Here is a 19978-nt window from a genome sequence, read left to right on the forward strand (position 1 = left end):
TGTTCAGTCCCGAACAGTCCATGGCCCCTTCTGCCAGAACCCTGATTTGGATTGAGTCTCGCGTAGCGTTGACAGCGTTGTCAACACATCGTCACAGATCTCTAAAGCGCCTGCGATTGCGCTGCAATGCAGCAAATCTGCGACACGGTTCCGTTTGCACCTGTGCAGTTGCGCAGCAGGCACGTGGCGCGCGCGCATCGCGATCGACTGCTTCTATGCTGAATTCGCCATAGGCTAGGCAATCGCCACGATTTGTGCAGTAATCTCCGTTACAGGTGCGGATTTTTGGTGGATGATAAAGCTGGCAGCGCTCTGTATCAATCGTGATCGCAACGGTTGCGTTACAGGGCGATTGCTGACAACGTTGTCTACCCGTTACCGTTCGTCGGCTAACGGGACACGACACCGGCCCGCTGCCATTTACCAGGAGAACGCGTGAGCGCAAGCAGCCCAATGGAAGCGGTGTCTTTTCCGCGCCCCGAAACCTTCGTTGCCGCAGATGTGGGCGGGACGCATGTGCGCCTGGCGCTGGTGTGCGAAAGCATCGATCCACGCAAGCCGGTCACTGTGCTGGACTACCGCAAATACCGCTGCGCCGATTCTCCAGGCCTGGCTGAGATCCTGGTTGCGTTCTTCGCAGAACTGGGCTGCGCACCAGTCAAACGCGGCGTCATCGCCAGTGCCGGTTACGCATTGGACGACGGCAGCGTGATCACCGCCAATCTACCGTGGGCGCTGGCACCCGAGCAGATCCGCCGCCAGCTCGGCATGCAGGCTTTGCATCTAGTCAACGATTTCGAAGCGGTTGCCTATGCGGCCACTTACATGACCGGCAATCGGGTCATGCAGTTGTCTGGCCCGCCGCAGGGTGCAGCGGGCCCGGCGCTGATCCTTGGCCCGGGCACTGGGTTGGGCGCAGCGTTGTGGATTCCCAACGGTGCCACTGCGGTGGTGTTGCCGACCGAAGCCGGCCACGCCGCCCTCGCGGCAGCCAGCGATCTGGAAGTGGCGTTACTGCAGCAATTGCGGCGCATGCGTACGCACGTGGCCACCGAACATCTGCTCTCCGGACCTGGCTTGTTGAATCTCTACACCGCGCTGGCCGCGCTGCGTGGCCAGCCCGCAGTGCACACCGGCCCGGCCGATGTCACCGCCGCCGCATTGGCCGGTCACGACACGTTGGCGCGCGATGCATTGCAGGCGTTCTGCGGCTTCATGGGCAGCGTGGTCGGCGACATGATGCTGCTGTACGGCGTGCGCAGCGGGGTGTATCTGGCAGGCGGATTCCTGCCGCAGATCGCCGCCTTCATTGCCCAAAGCGACTTCGTCGCGCGCCTGCTCGACAAAGGCGCCTTGCGCCCGGCGCTGGAGCAGGTGCCGGTCAGCATCGTCGAACACGGCCAGCTCGGCGTGATCGGTGCGGCCAGCTGGTTCTTGCAGCAAGGGCGCTGATTCGATCGAATTCCGCATTCCCGTAGGAGCGCCCTTGGGCGCGATGAAGCGTTATCGACAATGCCCCATCGCGCCCAAGGGCGCTCCTGCGAGTTAGAGCGGGCGGCAACAGGACTCGCACTAACGCGCTATAAATCCCCAAACCGCGACTGCAGCGCCGCAATCGCCGCAAGCCCTGCGGTTTCGGTGCGCAGAATGCGTGGGCCCAATTGCAGTCCGCTGAAACCGGCCTCGCCGAGGGTCGCCCGATCGCGCGGCGACCAGCCGCCTTCCGGCCCGATCGCCACGATCACGGTCTGTTGCGTGGCCACCGACAAGGTACCCAGGCGATGCGCGCCGTGCGGGTCCAGCGTCAGTCGTAACGCATGCGGGTCGCTGGTCTGCGCCGCGTCCTGCAGGCCCAGTGGCGCAGCGACGGTGGGAACGCGTGCGCGCCCGAATTGCTCGCAGGCCGAGACCACCACGCTGCGCCAATGCGCCACGCGTTTTTCCATCCGCGCCGGATCCAGTTTGACCTCGGTGCGCTCGGCGTTGACCGGCACGATCGCCGCAACCCCCAGCTCGGTCGCCTTCTGCAAGATCAGGTCCATCTTCTCGCCGCGCGCGATGCCCTGGATCAAGGTGATCGACAACGGCGATTCGCTGCACAACGGCTCCGCACGTTCCACCGCTGCCCGCGCCTCGCGCTTGCCGGCCAGCGTGATGCGCGCGTGGTAGTCGCTGCCGTCGCCGTTGAACAGGATGCAGGCATCGCCCTCGCGTAGCCGCAGCACACGCAGCAGGTGATTGGCGGACTCTTCGGGCAGCGTCACCTCCTGGTCGCAGTGCAGCGGCAGCGCCACATGGGAGCGTGTCAGGCGCATGCAACGGCCTCCTCAATGGTATGGCGGGTGGTGGCAGCCAACAGCGCAAGTTGCGCTTCGTCTACGCAATACGGCGGCATCCAGTACAGCACATCGCCTAGCGGGCGCAGCACCACACCCTTGGCCAGGGCCGCGCGATACGCCTTCAAGCCGATCCGCGCCGCCGCCGGAAACGGCGTGCGTTTGTCGCCGCCTTGAGTGAGCTCGAACGCCACGATCATGCCGGCCTGACGCACGTCCGCCACGGCGGTGTGTTCGCCGATCTGTGCGGCCAGTGCGCTCATGCGCGCGGCCGTGTAGTGGTTGCGCGCAATCACGTCGTCGTCCGCAAAGATCTGCAACGTGGCCAGTGCGGCCGCGCACGCCAGCGGATTGCCGGTGTAACTATGCGAATGCAAAAACGCACGTTCGCGCGAATCGTCCAGGAACGCGTCGTACACCTGCTGTGTGGCCAGCACCGCCGACAGCGGCAGAAAGCCGCCGGTCAATCCTTTCGACAGGCACAACAGGTCGGGCATGATGCCGGCCTGTTCGCAGGCGAACAAGCTGCCAGTGCGGCCGAACCCGGTGGCGATCTCGTCGGCGATCAGAAACGCGCCATGCGCATCGCATAGTTCGCGCGCACGCTGCAGATAGGCCGGGTGATACATGCGCATGCCGCCGGCACATTGCACGCGCGGCTCCAGGATCAACGCACAGATTTCGCCAGGCGATTGTTCAAACAACGCCTGCAACGCATCGGCGGCCTGCAATGCATAGTCTTCAGCGCTCTGTCCGGGCTCGGCCAGATACGCATCGGGCGAAGGCGCAAAGATCGACTCCAGCAACAGCGGTGCATACACGCGGCGGTACAACGGAATGTCGCCGACCGACAGCGCGCCGATGGTCTCGCCGTGATAGCCGTTTTCCAGCGCGACGAAGCGCGTGCGGCGGTGCTCGGCGCGGTTATGGAAATAATGGAAGGCCATCTTCAACGCTACTTCCACGCCGGCCGACCCATTGTCGGCATAGAACACCTTGGACAACGGCGCGCGCCCGGCCTGACGTGGCGCGATCGCCAACAGGCGCTCGGCCAATTGCACTGCGGGCGCATGCGTGAAGCCTGCCAGCATCACCTGCTCCAGTTCGCCAGCCTGGCGCGCGATGGCCGCGCCGATACGCGGTTCGGTGTGGCCGAACAGGTTGGTCCACCAACTACTAACCGCATCCAGATAGTGGCGGCCGTCATAGCCGACCAGCCACGCACCTTCGCCACGTGCGATTGGCACCAGTGGAAGTGTGTGCGGGTGCTCGCGCATCTGCGTGCAGGGGTGCCAGAGCACCTCAAGATCGCGTTGCCGCCAATGTTCGGCAACTTGAGAGGCTGCCGGGTCTGCTAGGATTTCGGGTTCATGAACATGTCGATGCATCCGCCTATTCTATCGGTCGCCCCCGCCGCTGCGTGTCACGCATGAGCCCGCGTCTGCCGACCATCCACACGATCACCGATCTCGGTGACGGGCCGTTCCGTCGCCAGCAACTGGATCTGGAATTTTCCAACGGGCAGCGCCGCATCTACGAACGCCAACTCAGCCAGGGTCACGGCGCGGTGGTGGTGGTGCCGATGCTCGATGCGCAGACCGTGCTGCTGGTGCGCGAATACGCCGCCGGCGTGCATCGCTACGAGCTGGGTCTGGTCAAGGGCCGCATCGATGCCGGCGAAACGCCGGAGCAGGCGGCAGACCGCGAACTCAAGGAAGAAGCCGGTTATGGCGCGCGCCAGGTCCAGGTGCTGCGCGCGATGACGCTCGCACCTACTTACATGAGTCACCAATCCTGGTTGGTGCTGGCACGCGACCTGTATCCGGAGCGCCTGCTAGGCGACGAGCCGGAAGAAATGGAAGTGATTCCATGGCCTATCGCACGTCTGGACGAATTGATGCTGCGCGAAGATTTCTCCGAAGGCCGTTCGCTGGCTGCCCTGTTCATTGCGCGCGAGTGGCTGGAGCGCAATCCATGATCCGCATTCCGATGGAACTGCGCGAGACCGTGATCGCCATCGCCCGCGAGGCGGGTGATGCGATCATGCAGGTCTACGCGCAGGACTTCGCGGTGGAGATCAAGGACGATGCCAGCCCGCTGACCCAGGCCGACCTGGCCGCCAATCGCGTCATCGTCGATGCGCTGCGCCGGGTCACGCCGGACGTGCCGGTGCTCTCGGAAGAGTCCGCGCACATCGCCTGGGAAGAACGTCAGTTCTGGACCAGTTACTGGTTGGTCGACCCACTCGACGGCACCCGCGAGTTCGTCAAGCGCAACGGCGAGTTCAGCGTCAACATCGCGTTGATCCACATGGGCGCGCCGGTGCTCGGCGTGGTGCAGGCGCCGGTCGATGGCCGGGTCTGGTACGCGGCGCGCGGCGAGAACGCCTACCGCCGCGATGGCGACCGCGACGAAACGCTGCAAACGCGCACGCCCGCCGCCTCTCCATTACGGGTGGCCGCCAGTCGCTCGCACCGCGACGCGCGCACTGCGGCCGCACTGGAGCGCATGGGCGAGATCGATGTGGTAGCGCAGGGCTCGTCATTGAAGTTCTGCCGCATCGCCGAAGGCGATCTCGACGTCTATCCGCGCTTCGGCCCCACCTCCGAGTGGGACACCGCTGCCGGCCAATGTGTGTTGCATGCCGCAGGCGGCGTGTTGCTGGCGGGCGGCTCCGGCAAACCGTTCCGCTACAACCGCCGCGACACCGTGCTCAACAGCGACTTCATCGCGCTGGGTGATCCCAATCTGCCTTGGCGTGGTTGGATGGTGTGAGGGTCGCTACGAAGATGACGGCGCGTGCAGCGCAGCAGTGGATGCGCAGCGACCTGACGAACTGAAATGTACACTCGGGCGATCGCGCGCCGCTGCTGGGGCTGGACGATGCCGCTGCTGATGGTGCTGAGTCGCTGCCGCGTGATCGCACGGCAGCGCACCTCAACTGCATGACGCCCCAGGAACACACGATGCCTCAGACCCCGCCGACCGGCGACATCCAGCGCCTGCTGCAGGTGATGGCACGTCTGCGCGATCGTGAGCACGGCTGTCCCTGGGCTATGGCGCAGACCTTCGCCACCATTGCGCCGTACACCATCGAAGAAGCCTACGAAGTCGCCGACGCCATCGATCGCAACGACCTGCCGGGCCTGCGCGACGAGTTGGGCGACCTGCTGCTGCAAGTGGTCTTCCATGCACAGATGGCAGCCGAGCAGGGCGCTTTCGACTTTGCCGACGTGGTCGCCACACTCAGCGACAAACTGGTGCGTCGCCACCCGCATGTCTTCGCCGAGCAGCACGCCGACAATGCGCAGGCACTGAGCGCCAACTGGGAGCAGATCAAGCGCGAAGAACGGCGTGCAGCTGGCCATCAGGACGACTCCGCACTTGCCGGTATCGCACGCGGCCTGCCGGAGTGGCAGCGCTCCACCAAGCTGCAGTCGCGCGCGGCGCGGGTCGGCTTCGACTGGCCCGGCCCGGCACCGGTGCTGGAAAAATTGCAGGAAGAAATCGAAGAGTTGCGCGTGGAGTTGGCATGTGGCCCGGTCGCCGACAACCAGGCGCGGCTGGAAGACGAACTGGGCGATGTGCTGTTCGTCTGCGCCAACTTGGCGCGGCACGCCAAGGTCGATGTGGGCGCCGCACTGCGCCGCGCCAATCTCAAATTCGAACGCCGCTTTCGCGCGATGGAAGCGCTGGCGCAAGCCGCTGGCACGTCATTGGCTGCGCTGTCCCTGAGCGAACAGGAAGCGCTGTGGCAACAGGTCAAGCGCGGCGAGCGAGGCAATGATCTTGCTGCCCTCGACAATCCTGTCACCGACAAGCCTGTCGGCGAGCAAGGTCTCGATACCTCAGACCCGCATCAGGCAGGCCGCTACAGGCAAGACCACCACAAGCAAGACCACGAATGAGTTCCGCGCCGACCACCGTGTTGTTGTTCGCGGCCACCGTCGTCGCCGAACTGGTCGGTTGCTACCTTCCTTCTCTATGGCTGCGTAAAGGCGGCAGCGCGTGGTTGTTGCTGCCAAGTGCGCTGAGCCTTGCCATCTTCGTGTGGTTGTTGAGCCTGCATCCCGACGCCAGCGGGCGCGTGTATGCGGCTTATGGCGGTGTCTACATCGCCAGCGCCTTGCTGTGGTGGGTGGACCGGGTGACGCCAACGTGCCGGGATCTGCTGGGCGCAGCCAGCAGCCTGCTCGGCATGGCCATCATCATGTTCACGACGCGTAGCGCCTGAGCGCAGATCCGCGCGAACGTCATCACATTGCAGACCGCGCAACAGCGCCGCACGCAATAGTCGCGACCGCATCCGCCACGGCTGTAGCTCGCAGTGGGTACAGGTAGCGCCGGGGCATACTCACGCCAAGGATCGATTCGTCACTTGCAAGGGGCTGCCTATGTTTCCGACTTCTTTTTTAGCCATCGCCGTTCTGGTCGCCGGCGTCATCGTGTTGTTCAAGACCGTGCGCATGGTGCCGCAGGGGTTTCAGTGGACGGTGGAACGCTTCGGCCGTTACACCCACACCCTGAGTCCGGGCCTGCACTTTCTGGTGCCGGTGGTCTACGGGGTGGGGCGCAAGATCAACATGATGGAGCAGGTGCTGGATGTGCCCAGCCAGGACGTCATCACCAAGGACAATGCGGTAGTGCGCGTGGATGGGGTGGTGTTCTTCCAGGTGCTCGATGCCGCCAAGGCCGCCTATGAAGTCTCCAATCTGGAGATCGCTTCGATCGCGCTGGTGCAAACCAACATCCGTACCGTGATCGGCTCGATGGATCTGGACGAATCGCTCAGCCAGCGCGAAACCATCAATGCGCAGTTGCTCAGCGTGGTCGACCAGGCCACCAATCCGTGGGGCATCAAGGTCACCCGCATCGAGATCCGCGACATCCAGCCGCCGCGCGATCTGATCGACTCGATGGCGCGGCAGATGAAGGCCGAGCGCGAAAAGCGCGCGCAGATCCTCGAAGCCGAAGGCTCGCGTCAATCGGAAATCCTGCGCGCCGAAGGCGAGAAGCAGGCCGCCGTGCTCGAAGCCGAAGGCCGCAAGGAGGCCGCGTTCCGCGACGCCGAAGCGTGCGAGCGCCTGGCCGAGGCCGAAGCCAGGGCCACCCAGGTGGTCTCCGATGCGATCGCCAACGGCAGCGTGCAGGCGATCAATTACTTTGTCGCACAGAAGTATGTGGAAGCGTTCAAGGCGCTGGCCACCGCGCCCAACCAGAAGTTCGTGCTGATGCCGATGGAATCCAGCGGCATCATCGGTTCCATCGCCGGTATCGCCGAGCTGGCGAAGGAGGCGCTGAATAAACCCGACGCGACCAGCGGACACGTGTCGCCGATTCCCGCCCGCACAGGAGGCTGAGCCATGCGCTGGGACGTGGTGGTGTGGGCAGTGTTGGCCTTGTTGTTGATCGCCGCCGAGACACTGGTGCCCGGCGCATTTCTGCTGTGGATGGGCATTGCCGCCGCCGCTGTGTGCGTGCTGGTGCTCGCATTGCCGGGCATGACGTTGCTGGTGCAGATCGTCGCCTTCGTGCTGCTCAGCTTTCTATCGGTGCAGGTCTATCGCACCTGGTTTCTCGGCAAGGGCCGGCAGAGCGATCGGCCCTTGCTCAACCGACGCGCCGAGCAGTTGATCGGCCGCTGCGTGGTGCTCGACCAACCGATCCACGAGGGGCGCGGCCGCGCTAAGGTGGACGATGCGTTCTGGGTGGTCAGTGGGCCGGCTCTGCCGGCCGGCACACCGGTGCGCATCGTCGGTGTCGATGGCATGACTTTGCAGGTGCAGGCGAGCGTTTGATCGGCAGGCAGTGCACACGCTGCCCTGCGGAAGCACCGATGCTGCAGCGCGGCGTGTTGTGCGGTGGCGTAGTCAAGGTTCCGGCACTGCGATGCGGCGCCAGGCACACCGTTCCCCCAAGCGCGGCCGGGCGGCGATAATGGTCCTCTTTCCCTGGACCGGCGCGCATGACCCAGAAGACCATCCTCAACGACACCCATCGTGCGCTCGGCGCCAAGATGGTCGACTTCGGCGGGTGGGACATGCCGATCCATTACGGCTCGCAACTGGACGAACACCATCAGGTGCGTCGCGACGCCGGCATGTTCGACGTCAGCCATATGACCGTGGTCGATCTGCATGGCGCGCGTGCGCGCGAATTTCTGCGCTACCTGCTGGCCAACTCGGTGGACAAGCTCAAGGTCTCCGGCAAGGCGCTGTACACCTGCATGCTCAATCCGCAGGGCGGGGTGATCGACGACCTGATCGTCTACTTCATGAGCGAAGCGTTCTTCCGCCTGGTGGTCAACGCCGCCACCCGCGAAAAGGATCTGCAGTGGATCGGCGAGCAGGCCGCACGCTTCGATGTGCGCGTTGAAGAACGCAGCGACGTTGCGATGATCGCCGTGCAAGGCCCCAGCGCGCGCGCCAAGGTCATTGAACTGGTCGACCCAGCCGACAGCGCAGCAGCGAGCAAGCTCGGCCGTTTCGCCGCACTGCAGACGCGTTCGCGCGATGGCATCGCACTGTTCCTTGCACGCACCGGTTACACCGGCGAAGACGGTTTCGAAATCGTGTTGCCGCAAGATGCCGCAGTTGCGTTCTGGAACGCACTGCTCGCGCAAGGCGTCAAGCCGGCCGGTCTGGGCGCGCGCGATACCTTGCGCCTGGAAGCGGGCATGAATCTCTACGGCCAGGACATGGACGAGGCTGTCACTCCTTATGAGGCCGCGCTGGCGTGGACGATCACCCTGGACGAAGGCCGCGACTTCATCGGTCGCGCCGTGCTCGAAGCGCAAAAGGCGCAAGGCGCACCGCGTCAACTGATCGGCGTGGTGATGGATGAGAAGGGCGTCTTGCGGCATGGCCAGACCGTGCTCACCGCCAGCGGCGAAGGCCAGATCCTGTCCGGCACCTTCTCACCCACGCTCGCTAAGGCGATCGCGTTTGCGCGCGTGCCGGCCGGCAACATCGACAACGTGCGTGTAGACATCCGCGGCAAGCAGGTGCCGTTGCGCGCAGTGAGGTTTCCGTTCGTGCGCGATGGCCAGGCACAGCCCGGCGTCCTCGGGCAATGAGTCAAACGCTGCAGGGCGTGCAGACGGTCGGCAGCGTGCAGCATCCGTAGCGGCCAACCAGTCCGACCTGTCCCTAACCCCAGTTTCCCCGGAGCACACATGAGCGAGATCCCTGGCGACCTCAAGTTCCTCAAATCCCACGAGTGGGCCCGCGTCGAAAACAGCGGCCGCGTGACCGTCGGTATCTCCGACCACGCGCAGGGCTTGCTGGGTGACCTGGTCTACGTCGAACTGCCGGGCGTCGGCGACACCGTGCAGCTCGGCAACGGCGCGGCGGTGGTGGAGTCGGTCAAGGCCGCTTCCGACGTCTATAGCCCGGTCAGCGGCACCGTTGTCGAAGTCAACAGCGCACTCAGCGACAAGCCGGAAACCATCAACGAAGACGCTTACGGCGACGGCTGGATCTTCGTGGTCGAACTCGACGACAAGGGACAGCTCAACGACCTGCTGTCGCCGGACGACTACGCCGAGCTGCTGGAAGAAGACGCGCACTGATCGCGCCTGGCGCGTTGCAAGCTCGGATGGCCGCTCTCAGAGCGGCCATTTTTTTTGCGTGCTTGCGTGCGAGCTGGCGGCAGCGGGTCGGTATCGTTTGCAGTGGCCAGCGAGTTGCTGCGTTGCCGAGTCGTCGAACGATGCGTGTATGCCAGTTGTCGGTCGCCATCGCCGCGCTCGGCGACCGATCAAAAAAATACCGCACGCGCCAGTCACGCATCACCACCACATCGTCCAATGGTGTCCGCATTCAGACGCGTCGGATTTTCTGGCGTGAGCCAATCGTGAGGACGCGGCGTGTGCGTGGTGAAAAACGTGGTGCGCGCATGCGTCGATGGTCGATTGTTGGAAGCGATGCAAGGCGTGCATGCATGTGTCGGGCAGTCCATGCAGGCGCACGCAAGACGATCGAAGAGCGCAATAAGTTTGCGCATTTGTGCTGATGCGTCGCCGGAAGTGCAGTCGTTGGATAAAAAATTTTCAGCTGGCGGACAGGCGACGCGAGACATCGCTGCCTTGTACCTTCCGGTGCGTCCGTCATGCCGGTCCAACCGTCGCATTTTTCATCGCTTCAAAAAAACAGCACAAAAGAAGTGATTTTATGAAAACTCTATTGCACGAATGCACGCATCGGTGGCGCGCGCATGCCATTGCGTGGCCCGCCTGGATCACGTCGACGCGCCGCATTGCGATGGCCGGCTGAAAAAAAAATGCAAAAGAGTGTTGACAGTAAAAAAAGCGTGATTAGGTTTCGCCCAGCAGACGTTGCTGCGAAAGAGAGTGAGCAGAATCGACATCAAGCCGACACGCTTGTTCCAGATGTCCACCGAAGTGCTATCCACGGTGGAGTCGGGTCCGCTTCTCTCCAAGAAAGCATTAGTCATTCCGATCACGCACCCGTGTCCTCGTTCGATGCGGGTGTTTGTGTATCCGTCCCGTCGCGCGTCACCTGCGGATGGTTCCCGACGACGGTATGCCGTCGCGGGGTTTGGTTCAACTGGGCGTTTCACCTCCATAGTTCACTGACGAGGAGCCAATTACATGGCCACTAAAAAAGCTGCAAAAAAGAAACCCACCGCCAAGAAGGCAGTGAAGAAGACTGCCGCCAAGAAGGCAGTCAAGAAGGTCGCCAAGAAGGCTACCGCTAAGAAGGCAGTGAAGAAGACGGCTGTCAAGAAGGCCGTCAAGAAGACTGCAAAGAAGGCAACCGCCAAGAAAGCAGTGAAGAAGACTGCCAAGAAGGCAACCAAGAAAACTGCCGCCAAGAAGTCAGTGAAGAAGACCGCAAAGAAGGCGACCAAGAAGACGGCCGCCAAGAAAGCAGTCAAGAAGACCGCCAAGAAAGCAGCAGCTGCGAAGAAGGCGACCAAGAAGTCCGCCACCAAGAAGACCGCTGTCAAGAAGGTCGCCAAGAAGCTGGCCGTTCGTAAGAAGAAGGCCGCTCCGGTCGCGCTGCCCGCAACTCCGGCGCCGCTGATCTGATCTGCAACACCCGATCGCCGTAAACATCGAGCTCTCTCCCCCGACGCCCAGCGGGGAGGGAGCTTTTTTAGTTTGGTCGACGGACGTGTCAATGACGTTGGCAGTGTCGGCAGGGCGCGTGCAGATGAAGCTGTCGCGGCCGGCCGTGCCGTGATTTGCTTGCCGCAATCCTCCGTTTGGTCTCACGCATGCACTCGACCATGCATCCACGCGTTCACCGCCAGCGACCGTTACCGCATGGCAGTGGATCGATGCCCGGCATGTTGTTCCCGCCTCCGATCCCCACTCAACTCGACGCAATCACCTGATCCAAAAACAACAAAGGCGACCGAAGCCGCCTTTGTCTGAGATCCCAGCAATGCTCACTCAGCGCGGCGATGCCACCGACTTGCCGGACGAGGCACCCTTGCCTGCAGGATCGGGGCGCTCGGCCAGCATGTTCTCGCTGCCGAAGTCGCCATCTACATCGATATCCAGCCACCGCTTGGCCGGCAGCCCGAGCGCGCGGTCCAGGATTGTCGGTAGCATGCCGGAAGGCAGGCCGCTCTCGCCGTTCCACATGATTGCGATGCCAAGGTCGCGCTCGGGCAACAGCGCGACCAGGCCGCGATAACCCTGCACCGCGCCGGCATGGAAGACGACTTGATGGCCGGCGTAATCGAACACGCGCCAGCCCAGCGCGTAGCTGGCAGCATTCACACGCGCGTGGCGCCAACCCGAACGCATCTCTCCCGGTGTGGAGATCAACGGCGCGTGTAACGTCGCCAGCAGCGGCGCAGGCAGCACGTCGGTGCGATGACCTGTGTGTGCGAGCAACCACTGCGCCATGTCGCTGGCGCTGGCATTGACGCCGGCAGCGGGCGCCAAGCGGTAGTAGGTCGGCTTGGGCGTCAGGGCCACCCAACCGCCGCGGCTGCGCACATGCGGGCGTGCCGCATGCGGGCTGGCCTGGATACCAGCCAGGCCCATGCTTGCATCGTTCATGCCAAGCGGCTTGAAGATGCGGCGCTCCACCGATTGCTCATAGAAGCTGCCGGCAGCGGCGAACACCACATCGCCGACCAGACTGAAGGCCACGTTCTGATACGCATAGCAATCGCCAGGCGCGCAGCGCAGCGGCGCAGCGGCAAGCTTGTGACTGAGCGAGTAGTAGCCGACGTTGGATTCGATATCGCGGTCGTAGGCATTGCGGGTCAGGCCGACGCGGTGGCTGAGTACCTCGGCGACGGTGAGCTGATGGGTGGCCACGTTATCGCTGAGATGGAAGCCGGGCACGTAATCGACCACCTTGCTGTCCCAACGCAGCACGCCGTCGTTGACCAACAGGCCCGCCATGGTGCTTGCGAACGCCTTGGACAGCGAAGCAAGACGGAACACGGTGTGGCCATCAACCCGCTGCGGATGATTGACGTCGGTGACGCCGTAGCCGCGCGCGCTGAGCACCTTGCCGCCCTGCACGATCGCCATCGCGATACCGGGCACGCGATTACCGAAGGTCAATTGATTGGCCATCGACTCGAACGCGGCGACATCGAAGCCGGCCGCCGGCGCCAGCACACGGCTGGCCTGTAGCGAGGCGCGATATTGCAGCGGAGCGGTGTGTGACTGTGCGGCGGTGGCCGGCTGCAGCGCAAAGGCAGCTGGCGCAGGTGTCTGCGCAGTGGATGAGAGGGCCAGAGGCAATAACGCCCCGAGCAGCCCGATGGCCAACGGACGGAACCGTCGGGGCCTGCGCATTTGAGTCATGGTTGTCCCGCCTGTTCCACTGCCTCCGGCGATTCTAGCGCCACGCTTTGCAATAGCACAAATTGCCAGAAGATGAATGGGCATCATATTGATCCTATTGATGATTTCAGGTTCAGAAATCCGGCTGCGAGGAGTGTTTCACGCGCGCTTTGGCGCCTGTGCAAATATGGTTGCAAGCGGCGTGCCGGCTGGATGCACGATCCGTCCGTTGTGTTCTGCACCGCGCCGCTGGTTGTGCTGCGCCGCATCGGCTAACTTGCGCGCTACTTTCGCGGGTGCCGCCGCTGCCACGTTCTTGCTGTCGGGCCCGTTTTTGTGGGCGACCTCTCCACCATGACCCGCCGGTTTTCTTCGTCGCAGTCTGCGGCTGGCCGTCTGAGCGGCGTACTGAGCAGTTCGCCACCGCTGGCGTGGAGTTTTCTGTATTTCTTCTGCCTGCTCAGCGGGTATTACGTGCTACGCCCGGTGCGCGAGGCGATGAGTGCGTCGGCGGATGTGGATGCGATCTTCCCCAGCGCCATGATCACCTTCTTCGCCGCGCACGGCATGCCGCTCAAGGATTTCACCCTGCAGGTGCTGTTTACCTGCGCGTTCCTGATCATGTTGCTGCTGCAGCCGGTGTACGGCGCGCTGGTCAGCCGCTATCCGCGGCGCGTGTTTCTGCCCGTGGTGTATGGCTTCTTCATTGCGACCTTGTTGTTGTTCTACGTGTTGTTCGACAGCGGCGTGCCCGGGCGCGGCATGGCGTTCTTTTTGTGGATCACCGTGTTCAATCTGTTTGCAGTGGCGGTGTTCTGGAGCTTCATGGCCGATATTTTCAGCAACGCAGAAGCGCGCAGCTACTACGGCTATATCGGTGCGGCCGGTACGATCGGTGCGTTCCTTGGGCCGATCCTCACCCGCACGCTGGTCGAACGCATCGGCATTGCTCATTTGATGCTGGTGTCGGCGGGATTTCTGGTGATGTGCGTGGTCTGCCTGCTGCGCTTGCGGCCATGGGCGGTCGCACGCGAGCAGGCGCGACAGCTGAGCTCCGGCGAAGTGCCGATGGGCGGGGATATGCTCGGCGGGCTCAAGCTGATCGTGCGTGAGCCACTGCTGCGTTGGCTGGCGGTGATGGTGGTATTGGCCGTGGGCGTCGGCACCTTGCTCTACAACGAGCAGGCAGCGCTGGTGCGGCGCTTGTATACCAATGCGGCGGCCAGTACCGCGTATTACGCGAGTATTGATCTGGCGGTCAATGCGCTCACCCTGGTGTTGCAGCTGCTGGTGACGCGCGCGCTGTTGTCGCGCTTCGGTATCGCACCGGCTCTACTGATTCCGGGCGTGGCGATCACGCTGGGCTATGCGGTGCTGGCGGCTTCGCCGTTGCCGATGATGATCGCGATCGTGCAGGTGATCACTCGCTCCAGCGAGTTCGCACTCGCCAAGCCCGCGCGCGAGACGCTGTATACGCGAGTAGATCGCGAGTGGCGCTACAAGGCCGGTGCGGCGATCGATACGGTGATCTACCGCGGTGGCGACCTTACCTTCGTGTGGGTGCACAAGGTGGTGTCGGCATTCGGCTCCAGCGCGGTGTTCGGCGTCGGTCTGGTGGTGGCATCGGGCATGACACTGGGCGCCTTCGGCTTGCTGCGCGAGGCGCGCAAACTGCCTGCCGAGCGCGATGCGCAGACGAGCAAGCAGGCGTCCGACTAAGAGCGGTCGGCAAGATGATTGCGCCCACCAACGGGCGGGCGAGGCCGATGTTCGGCGCGGCATGTCGCACCGGGATACTCCGATTCTGAGCGCGCCTTTCGTGCCACCGGTGGAGAGTTCGCGACGTTCTATCAGCCACACCAGGAGCAGACAGCAAGCCACTGCGCGGCCGCCGAACAAACGCGGAACCAGTGCAGCCGGTGCGCGTCATCGCAACGTTCTACTCGTGCATGCAGGTCTTGCATCTTTTCTGCCATCTTGCGGCTGCGCGAGGGTCATCGGCTGATCCAGACAAGACGACTGCAATCACGACGATGCTGGCCGGCACATTCATCTTGCCTATCTGCCATGTCGCTGTTCGCTATCGTTGCTGGCCTGGGCGTCGCTCTGCTGCACGTCCACATCCTGGTGTTGGAAATGCTGCTATGGACGCACCCGCTGCGCTTGAAGACCTTCCGCAACACGCCCGAGAAGGCTGATGACACCCGCGTACTCGCCGCCAACCAGGGCCTCTACAACGGCTTTCTCGCCGCCGGCCTGGTCTGGTGCGCGGTGCAGGCGCGCATTCTTACAGGCGTTGCCTGCGTTGATCACGTTGGCATTGGTGTGGTTGCCGCGCTGAAGGTTCTGTCGGCAGCGTGTTCGCTTCTCGTAGGAGCGGGCCTGACCGCGATGAGGCTTCAGCCGTGATGTCTCATCGCGGTCGGGTCCGCTCCTGCAAGGCAGTTCGCTGAGGCCATACCTGCTGCGCGGGGGGCGGGCAAACCACGGCGGTAGGCAGCGTAGCTTCGTGATTGGCGGTCTCCACAAACAACGACAGCGGGCCAAACCCGCCGTCGTCTGCTATCACGTTGGCCTGCGCCTTACGCCGCTTCGCGTGGCTGCTGTGCCTGCGCCTTACGCCGCTTCGCGTGGCTGCTGTGCCTGCGGCTTGTCGTAGTAGCTCGCCGCACGCAGCTCATGCGGATCGAAATCGTCGACGGTGATGGTGTCCATCATGATCGCGCGCAATTCTTCCAGCTGCCTGCGCTCGTCGAGGGTGATCACGCCCTCGGCCACGGCCTCGTCCAGCTGCGCGGGGAAATCCAGCGCTTCGATGCCCTTGGTCTTGAGCGCCTTCAGGAACTTGCGCTCCACCGGCTCGGCCAACACGGCCTTGGCCAGATAACTGGCGATACGACCGCCCGGATTGTTGGCGCACGGTGTCAGGAACACGCCCTGCCCAAGGCGATCGCGTGCCTCGTTGGGCGTCATCAGGATCGATGCCACGCGATGCCCCAAACGGTCGCCCGGTGCTTCGGCACGACGGCCCAGTGGGAAGATCAACACCCACATCAGCCAGCCGACCGGACGGATCGGGAAGTTGCGTAGCGCGGCCGACAGTGCGGTTTCGATCTTGTGCACGCTATCGTGGAAGGCCCACGCCAGCAGCGGCTGATCGGTCGCCGGTGCGCCTTCGTCGTGATAGCGCTTGAGCATCGCGCTGGTCAGGTAGATGTGGCTCAGCACATCGCCCAGACGACCGGACAGCGACTCCTTGAACTTGAGCTTGCCGCCCAGCATCAGCATCGACACGTCGGCCATCAGCGCCAGGTTGGCGGAGTAGCGATCCAGCTTGCGGAAGAAACGACGCGTGTATGCATCGCCCGGCGCAGCGCCGATACGTGCGCCGGTGAGGCCAAACCAGAACGAACGTACCGCGTTGGAAATGCCGAAGCGGATGTGACCGAACAGGCTCTGATCGAAATCTTCCAGGCCACGGCGCGTATCCGGATCCTGCGCCGCCTTCATTTCCTTCATCACCCACGGATGGCACAGGATCGCGCCCTGACCGAAGATCAGCAGGCTGCGGGTCATGATATTGGCGCCTTCCACCGTCACGCCGATCGGCGCGGACTGCCAGGCACGGCCGGCGAAGTTGCGCGGCCCCAAAATAATGCCTTTTCCGCCGATCACATCCATCATGTCGCTGACCACTTCGCGACCCATCGTGGTGCAGTGGTACTTAGCGATCGCCGACGGCACCGATGGCACATCGCCGCGATCCACTGCAGCCGCGGTCGCCTGCGACAGCGCACTGATGGCATAGGCCTTGCCACCGATCCGTGCGAGCGCTTCTTCCACGCCCTCGAAGCGACCGATCGACAGACCGAACTGCTTACGGATGCGCGCATACGCACCGGTCACCACCGCCGCGTACTTGCCGCCGCCGCTGGCGGTGGAGGGCAGGGTGATCGAACGCCCCACCGCCAAGCACTCGTTGAGCATGTTCCAGCCCTTGCCGACCATGTCCACGCCACCGATCAACTGGCTGAGCGGAATGAAGACCTCGGTGCCACGGATCGGTCCGTTCTGGAAGGTGGAATTCAGTGGGAAATGACGGCGGCCGATTTCAACCCCTTGCGTCTCGCGCGGCAACAACGCCAGGGTGATGCCGATGTCCTTGTTGTCGCCGATCAAGCCTTCCGGATCGTACATGCGGAACGCCAAGCCGATCAGCGACGCCACCGGTGCCAGGGTGATGTAACGCTTGTCGAAGGTGAGCTTGACGCCGAGCACGTTGGCGCCATTCCACTCGCCCTTGCAGACGATGCCGTAGTCCGGGATCGAGGTCGCATCCGAGCCGGCGAACGGGCCGGTCAGACCGAAACACGGCACTTCCGCGCCGATGGCCAGGCGCGGCAGGTAATAGTCCTTCTGTTCCGGCGTGCCGTAATGCAGCAGCAGCTCACCCGGCCCGAGCGAGTTGGGCACACCGACGGTGGAGCTGACCACGCTGGAGATCGAGGACAGCTTCTGGATCACCTTATGATGCGCCAGCGCGCTGAAACCCAAGCCGCCGTACTGCTTCGGGATGATCATGCCGAAGAACTTCTGCTTCTTGATGTAGTCCCACAGCTCCGGCGGCAGATCGGCGTGGACGTGGGTGATTTCCCAGTCGTTGACCATCTTGCACAGCTCCTCGACCGGGCCATCCAGAAACGCCTGCTCTTCGGCGGTCAGCTGGGGCTTGGGATAGTTGAGCAGCTTCTGCCAATCCGGATCGCCGGTGAACAGCTCGCCTTCGAAACCCACCGAGCCGGTTTCCAGCGCGATGCGCTCGGTCTGCGACAGCGGCGGCAGCACCTTGCGGAAGAAGCCCATCAGCGGCGTGGTGAGCAGCGGCTTGCGCAGGAATGGCAACAACACCGGCGCGGAGACCAACACTACCAATATGGCAGCAACGATGGTTGCGGTGAGATTGGCACCCAGCAACCAGCACGCCACCAGCACACAGGCGCTCAGCGCGACCCAGGTGGCAAGGCGCATGCGGTGGTAGGCAGCGATGCCAGCCGCCAGGATGACGAGAAGGAACGGTGCAACGATGCTCATGGTCTTGCTCCAGTGACATGCTCGGTAATGTTGGACGCTGCGATGGTGCCAACCGAGTGCAGTGCATCCAGATAATGCAACACGGTGGCGGTAAAAGTGGTGTTGTCGTCGCCGGCCAGCATGTGCGTGGCATCGGGCAAATGCACGTGCTGCGCATGCGGGGCGATCGACAGAAATTCGGTAATGTTGTCCGGCGCGACCAGATCGCTGCGCCCGCCGCTGATCAACAGCATCGGGCATCGCACCTGTGACGCGGCGTCCAGCAATGCTTTTTGCTGCAGATGTGGATCTTGCGCTGCCAGTTCGTCGACAAGGCGCGGATCCCAATGCCAGTGCCAACGTGCATCGTCATGTTGCCGCAGCAAGCCTTGCAACTGCTGGGACGTCCTGCGCCGCCGATGTGGCAAGTAAGCGGCGATCGCATCTGCCGCAGCATCCAGCGATGCGAATCCGCCCGGATGCGCGGTCATGAAACGCAGGATGCGCTCCACACCGCGCGTGTCCCAGCGCGGCGTGATGTCGACCAGCACGATCGTGCGGAAAAAACCCGGCCAGCGCGCTTCTGCAAGCAGCCCAAACAGCCCGCCCATCGACGCGGCTATCAGCACTGGTGGCTCGGTTTGCTCGCCGGCCACTACGATCAAATCGTCGGTGAATTGCATGGCCGAGTTGGGCACATCAGCGTCATTGCCGCTGGAATCGCCATGCCCGCGCGCGTCGTAAGACAGCGTGCGGTAGCCGGCTTCGGCCAATGCGGTTGCCGTGCCTTCCCATGCGTGTCGTGTCTGGCCAAATCCATGCGCAAACAGCACGGTCGTTGCGTGTTCCGCGCCCTGCGTCGACACGGCAAGCGAGGTCTAGCCAACACGGATCTTGGTCACAGACGTGATCTGGGCGAGGCTAGATGGAGAAGTGACCATACCAGATAGTATGGATGTAGCGTCCTAGCTGTCAATACTCACTGGTATGGGCGGTTAAGCCATTAAATCCTGGCGGTTGTGTCTGCAGTTTTGTGTTGCGTACTGCAACTGGCCTGAGCGTATGGTTAAATCGCCCCAATGAACGACATCACCGATTCCAGCCCCACCACGCCCCGCGCCAGTTCCGGTCGCGGTCAGCGCCTCAGTGCAGACGATTGGGCACAGGCAGCGCTGGACCTGATCGCCGAACAAGGTGTCGGTGCAGTCGCAGTAGAACCGCTGGCACGCCGTCTCGGCGTCACCAAGGGCAGCTTCTACTGGCACTTCCCCTCGCGCGACGCACTGCTGCAGGCAGCCCTCGAACGCTGGGAAATCTTCGAGCAAAAAGAAGTGTTCGGCAGCCTGGAAGACGTTCCCGACCCAAGTGCCCGCTTACGCGCGTTGTTTCAACTGGTCGCCCACGAAGTCAAACCGCATGTCATCTACAGCGAACTGCTCAAGGCGCTCGACCACCCGGCTGTGCGCCCGATCATCGACCGCGTCTCGCAACGCCGCCTCGACTATTTGATTGCCTCGTTTCGCCAGGCCGGCCTCACCCGTACCGACGCCCAGCACCGCGCCCGCTTGGCCTACGCCGCCTACGTCGGCTTCCTGCAGCTCTCGCTACAGCTGCAGCAACCCAAGCAGGCCCGCGAAGACTTCGAAGCCTACGTCGAGCATGTGATTCAGACGTTGATTCCCGGGCGAGAAGTCAAAACTTCGGATGTCTCCGGCCGCTGCGCTGAGAATATCGGCGCGAAATTCAGAACAAAAAAAGCGGGCCGGATAACCGGCCCGCTTTTCGTTCTTACACC

At 63.2% G+C, this 19978-nt stretch carries 17 protein-coding genes and 2 pseudogenes; 14 read left to right on the top strand and 5 right to left on the bottom strand.

Annotated elements, in window-relative coordinates; genetic code table 11:
• Window positions 1-453 precede the first annotated feature (453 nt).
• Window positions 454-1452, top strand: coding sequence for a glucokinase family protein (locus tag XpopCFBP1817_RS00905; protein WP_208619525.1), 999 nt, complete (start codon window positions 454-456; stop codon window positions 1450-1452).
• Window positions 1453-1580: 128 nt separating this feature from the next.
• On the opposite strand, the gene XpopCFBP1817_RS00910 is transcribed toward XpopCFBP1817_RS00905, so the two are convergent.
• Window positions 1581-2315 carry a 16S rRNA (uracil(1498)-N(3))-methyltransferase gene (locus XpopCFBP1817_RS00910; protein WP_128415583.1) on the bottom strand — a complete coding sequence of 245 codons (735 nt, stop codon included), beginning with the start codon at window positions 2313-2315 and terminating at the stop codon, window positions 1581-1583.
• A complete protein-coding gene (gene bioA / locus XpopCFBP1817_RS00915) occupies window positions 2306-3724 on the bottom strand; it encodes an adenosylmethionine--8-amino-7-oxononanoate transaminase (RefSeq protein ID WP_128415584.1) in 1419 nt (472 codons plus the stop codon). The genes XpopCFBP1817_RS00910 and bioA overlap by 10 nt, the downstream gene beginning before the upstream one ends.
• A gap of 41 nt (window positions 3725-3765) precedes the next feature.
• Here bioA and nudE point away from each other — a divergent pair, with 41 nt between their 5' ends.
• The 10 genes from nudE (at window position 3766) to XpopCFBP1817_RS00965 (ending at window position 11388) form a co-directional block, all read left to right on the top strand.
• Window positions 3766-4314: an ADP compounds hydrolase NudE gene (nudE, locus tag XpopCFBP1817_RS00920; protein ID WP_167393775.1), complete on the top strand. Its 549-nt coding sequence runs from the start codon at window positions 3766-3768 to the stop codon at window positions 4312-4314.
• A complete protein-coding gene (gene cysQ / locus XpopCFBP1817_RS00925; RefSeq protein ID WP_128415586.1) occupies window positions 4311-5111 on the top strand; it encodes a 3'(2'),5'-bisphosphate nucleotidase CysQ in 801 nt (266 codons plus the stop codon). Before nudE ends, cysQ begins: the two co-directional genes overlap by 4 nt.
• A 191-nt stretch (window positions 5112-5302) precedes the next feature.
• Complete coding sequence (mazG, locus tag XpopCFBP1817_RS00930) at window positions 5303-6244, top strand: nucleoside triphosphate pyrophosphohydrolase (RefSeq protein WP_128415587.1); 942 nt, start codon at window positions 5303-5305, stop codon at window positions 6242-6244.
• Window positions 6241-6570, top strand: a complete 330-nt coding sequence (locus XpopCFBP1817_RS00935) for a YnfA family protein (protein ID WP_128415588.1) — start codon at window positions 6241-6243, stop codon at window positions 6568-6570. Before mazG ends, XpopCFBP1817_RS00935 begins: the two co-directional genes overlap by 4 nt.
• 160 nt (window positions 6571-6730) lie before the next feature.
• Window positions 6731-7696 carry an SPFH domain-containing protein gene (locus XpopCFBP1817_RS00940; RefSeq protein ID WP_128415589.1) on the top strand — a complete coding sequence of 322 codons (966 nt, stop codon included), beginning with the start codon at window positions 6731-6733 and terminating at the stop codon, window positions 7694-7696.
• Between the two features lie 3 nt (window positions 7697-7699).
• Window positions 7700-8134, top strand: coding sequence for an NfeD family protein (locus XpopCFBP1817_RS00945; RefSeq protein WP_128415590.1), 435 nt, complete (start codon window positions 7700-7702; stop codon window positions 8132-8134).
• Between the two features lie 167 nt (window positions 8135-8301).
• Entirely contained in the window at window positions 8302-9411 is a 1110-nt protein-coding gene (gene gcvT / locus XpopCFBP1817_RS00950) for a glycine cleavage system aminomethyltransferase GcvT (RefSeq protein ID WP_128415591.1), read from the top strand.
• Between the two features lie 99 nt (window positions 9412-9510).
• Window positions 9511-9906, top strand: coding sequence for a glycine cleavage system protein GcvH (gene gcvH, locus XpopCFBP1817_RS00955; protein WP_128415592.1), 396 nt, complete (start codon window positions 9511-9513; stop codon window positions 9904-9906).
• Between the two features lie 297 nt (window positions 9907-10203).
• The gene (locus XpopCFBP1817_RS21510) at window positions 10204-10503 is read left to right on the top strand and encodes a hypothetical protein (RefSeq protein ID WP_208619522.1); all 300 of its coding nucleotides are present in this window, start codon (window positions 10204-10206) and stop codon (window positions 10501-10503) included.
• Between the two features lie 444 nt (window positions 10504-10947).
• A complete protein-coding gene (locus XpopCFBP1817_RS00965) occupies window positions 10948-11388 on the top strand; it encodes a histidine biosynthesis protein HisIE (protein WP_128415593.1) in 441 nt (146 codons plus the stop codon).
• Between the two features lie 366 nt (window positions 11389-11754).
• Here the strand turns inward: XpopCFBP1817_RS00965 and XpopCFBP1817_RS00970 are convergent, their stop codons facing one another.
• Window positions 11755-13134, bottom strand: coding sequence for a serine hydrolase domain-containing protein (locus tag XpopCFBP1817_RS00970; protein ID WP_128415594.1), 1380 nt, complete (start codon window positions 13132-13134; stop codon window positions 11755-11757).
• A gap of 333 nt (window positions 13135-13467) precedes the next feature.
• Between XpopCFBP1817_RS00970 and XpopCFBP1817_RS00975 the strand changes: the two genes are divergently transcribed.
• Together XpopCFBP1817_RS00975 and XpopCFBP1817_RS00980 are read left to right on the top strand one after the other, a co-directional pair.
• Window positions 13468-14832: an NTP/NDP exchange transporter gene (locus XpopCFBP1817_RS00975; protein WP_128415595.1), complete on the top strand. Its 1365-nt coding sequence runs from the start codon at window positions 13468-13470 to the stop codon at window positions 14830-14832.
• A gap of 348 nt (window positions 14833-15180) precedes the next feature.
• Window positions 15181-15454 (top strand): annotated as a pseudogene (locus tag XpopCFBP1817_RS00980) (DUF1304 domain-containing protein).
• Window positions 15455-15729: 275 nt separating this feature from the next.
• Here the strand turns inward: XpopCFBP1817_RS00980 and XpopCFBP1817_RS00985 are convergent.
• Complete coding sequence (locus tag XpopCFBP1817_RS00985; RefSeq protein WP_128415596.1) at window positions 15730-18204, bottom strand: acyl-CoA dehydrogenase; 2475 nt, start codon at window positions 18202-18204, stop codon at window positions 15730-15732.
• Entirely contained in the window at window positions 18201-19049 is an 849-nt protein-coding gene (locus XpopCFBP1817_RS00990) for an alpha/beta fold hydrolase (protein ID WP_128415597.1), read from the bottom strand. The genes XpopCFBP1817_RS00985 and XpopCFBP1817_RS00990 overlap by 4 nt, the downstream gene beginning before the upstream one ends.
• A gap of 170 nt (window positions 19050-19219) precedes the next feature.
• Between XpopCFBP1817_RS00990 and XpopCFBP1817_RS00995 the strand changes: the two are divergent.
• Window positions 19220-19868, top strand: a pseudogene (locus XpopCFBP1817_RS00995) (TetR/AcrR family transcriptional regulator); the annotation flags it as partial.
• Window positions 19869-19978 lie beyond the last annotated feature (110 nt).

Source organism: Xanthomonas populi, assembly GCF_002940065.1.
Lineage (GTDB): Bacteria > Pseudomonadota > Gammaproteobacteria > Xanthomonadales > Xanthomonadaceae > Xanthomonas > Xanthomonas populi.

Coding starts and splice junctions, on each gene's coding strand:
- XpopCFBP1817_RS00975 (WP_128415595.1), top strand. CDS start 13,468: ATGACCCGCCGGTTTTCTTCGTCGCAGTCTGCGGCTGGCCGTCTGAGC.
- bioA (WP_128415584.1), bottom strand. CDS start 3,724: ATGCATCGACATGTTCATGAACCCGAAATCCTAGCAGACCCGGCAGCC.
- gcvT (WP_128415591.1), top strand. CDS start 8,302: ATGACCCAGAAGACCATCCTCAACGACACCCATCGTGCGCTCGGCGCC.
- cysQ (WP_128415586.1), top strand. CDS start 4,311: ATGATCCGCATTCCGATGGAACTGCGCGAGACCGTGATCGCCATCGCC.
- mazG (WP_128415587.1), top strand. CDS start 5,303: ATGCCTCAGACCCCGCCGACCGGCGACATCCAGCGCCTGCTGCAGGTG.
- XpopCFBP1817_RS00970 (WP_128415594.1), bottom strand. CDS start 13,134: ATGACTCAAATGCGCAGGCCCCGACGGTTCCGTCCGTTGGCCATCGGG.
- XpopCFBP1817_RS00910 (WP_128415583.1), bottom strand. CDS start 2,315: ATGCGCCTGACACGCTCCCATGTGGCGCTGCCGCTGCACTGCGACCAG.
- XpopCFBP1817_RS00935 (WP_128415588.1), top strand. CDS start 6,241: ATGAGTTCCGCGCCGACCACCGTGTTGTTGTTCGCGGCCACCGTCGTC.
- nudE (WP_167393775.1), top strand. CDS start 3,766: ATGAGCCCGCGTCTGCCGACCATCCACACGATCACCGATCTCGGTGAC.
- XpopCFBP1817_RS00940 (WP_128415589.1), top strand. CDS start 6,731: ATGTTTCCGACTTCTTTTTTAGCCATCGCCGTTCTGGTCGCCGGCGTC.
- XpopCFBP1817_RS00945 (WP_128415590.1), top strand. CDS start 7,700: ATGCGCTGGGACGTGGTGGTGTGGGCAGTGTTGGCCTTGTTGTTGATC.
- gcvH (WP_128415592.1), top strand. CDS start 9,511: ATGAGCGAGATCCCTGGCGACCTCAAGTTCCTCAAATCCCACGAGTGG.
- XpopCFBP1817_RS00905 (WP_208619525.1), top strand. CDS start 454: ATGGAAGCGGTGTCTTTTCCGCGCCCCGAAACCTTCGTTGCCGCAGAT.
- XpopCFBP1817_RS00985 (WP_128415596.1), bottom strand. CDS start 18,204: ATGAGCATCGTTGCACCGTTCCTTCTCGTCATCCTGGCGGCTGGCATC.
- XpopCFBP1817_RS00965 (WP_128415593.1), top strand. CDS start 10,948: ATGGCCACTAAAAAAGCTGCAAAAAAGAAACCCACCGCCAAGAAGGCA.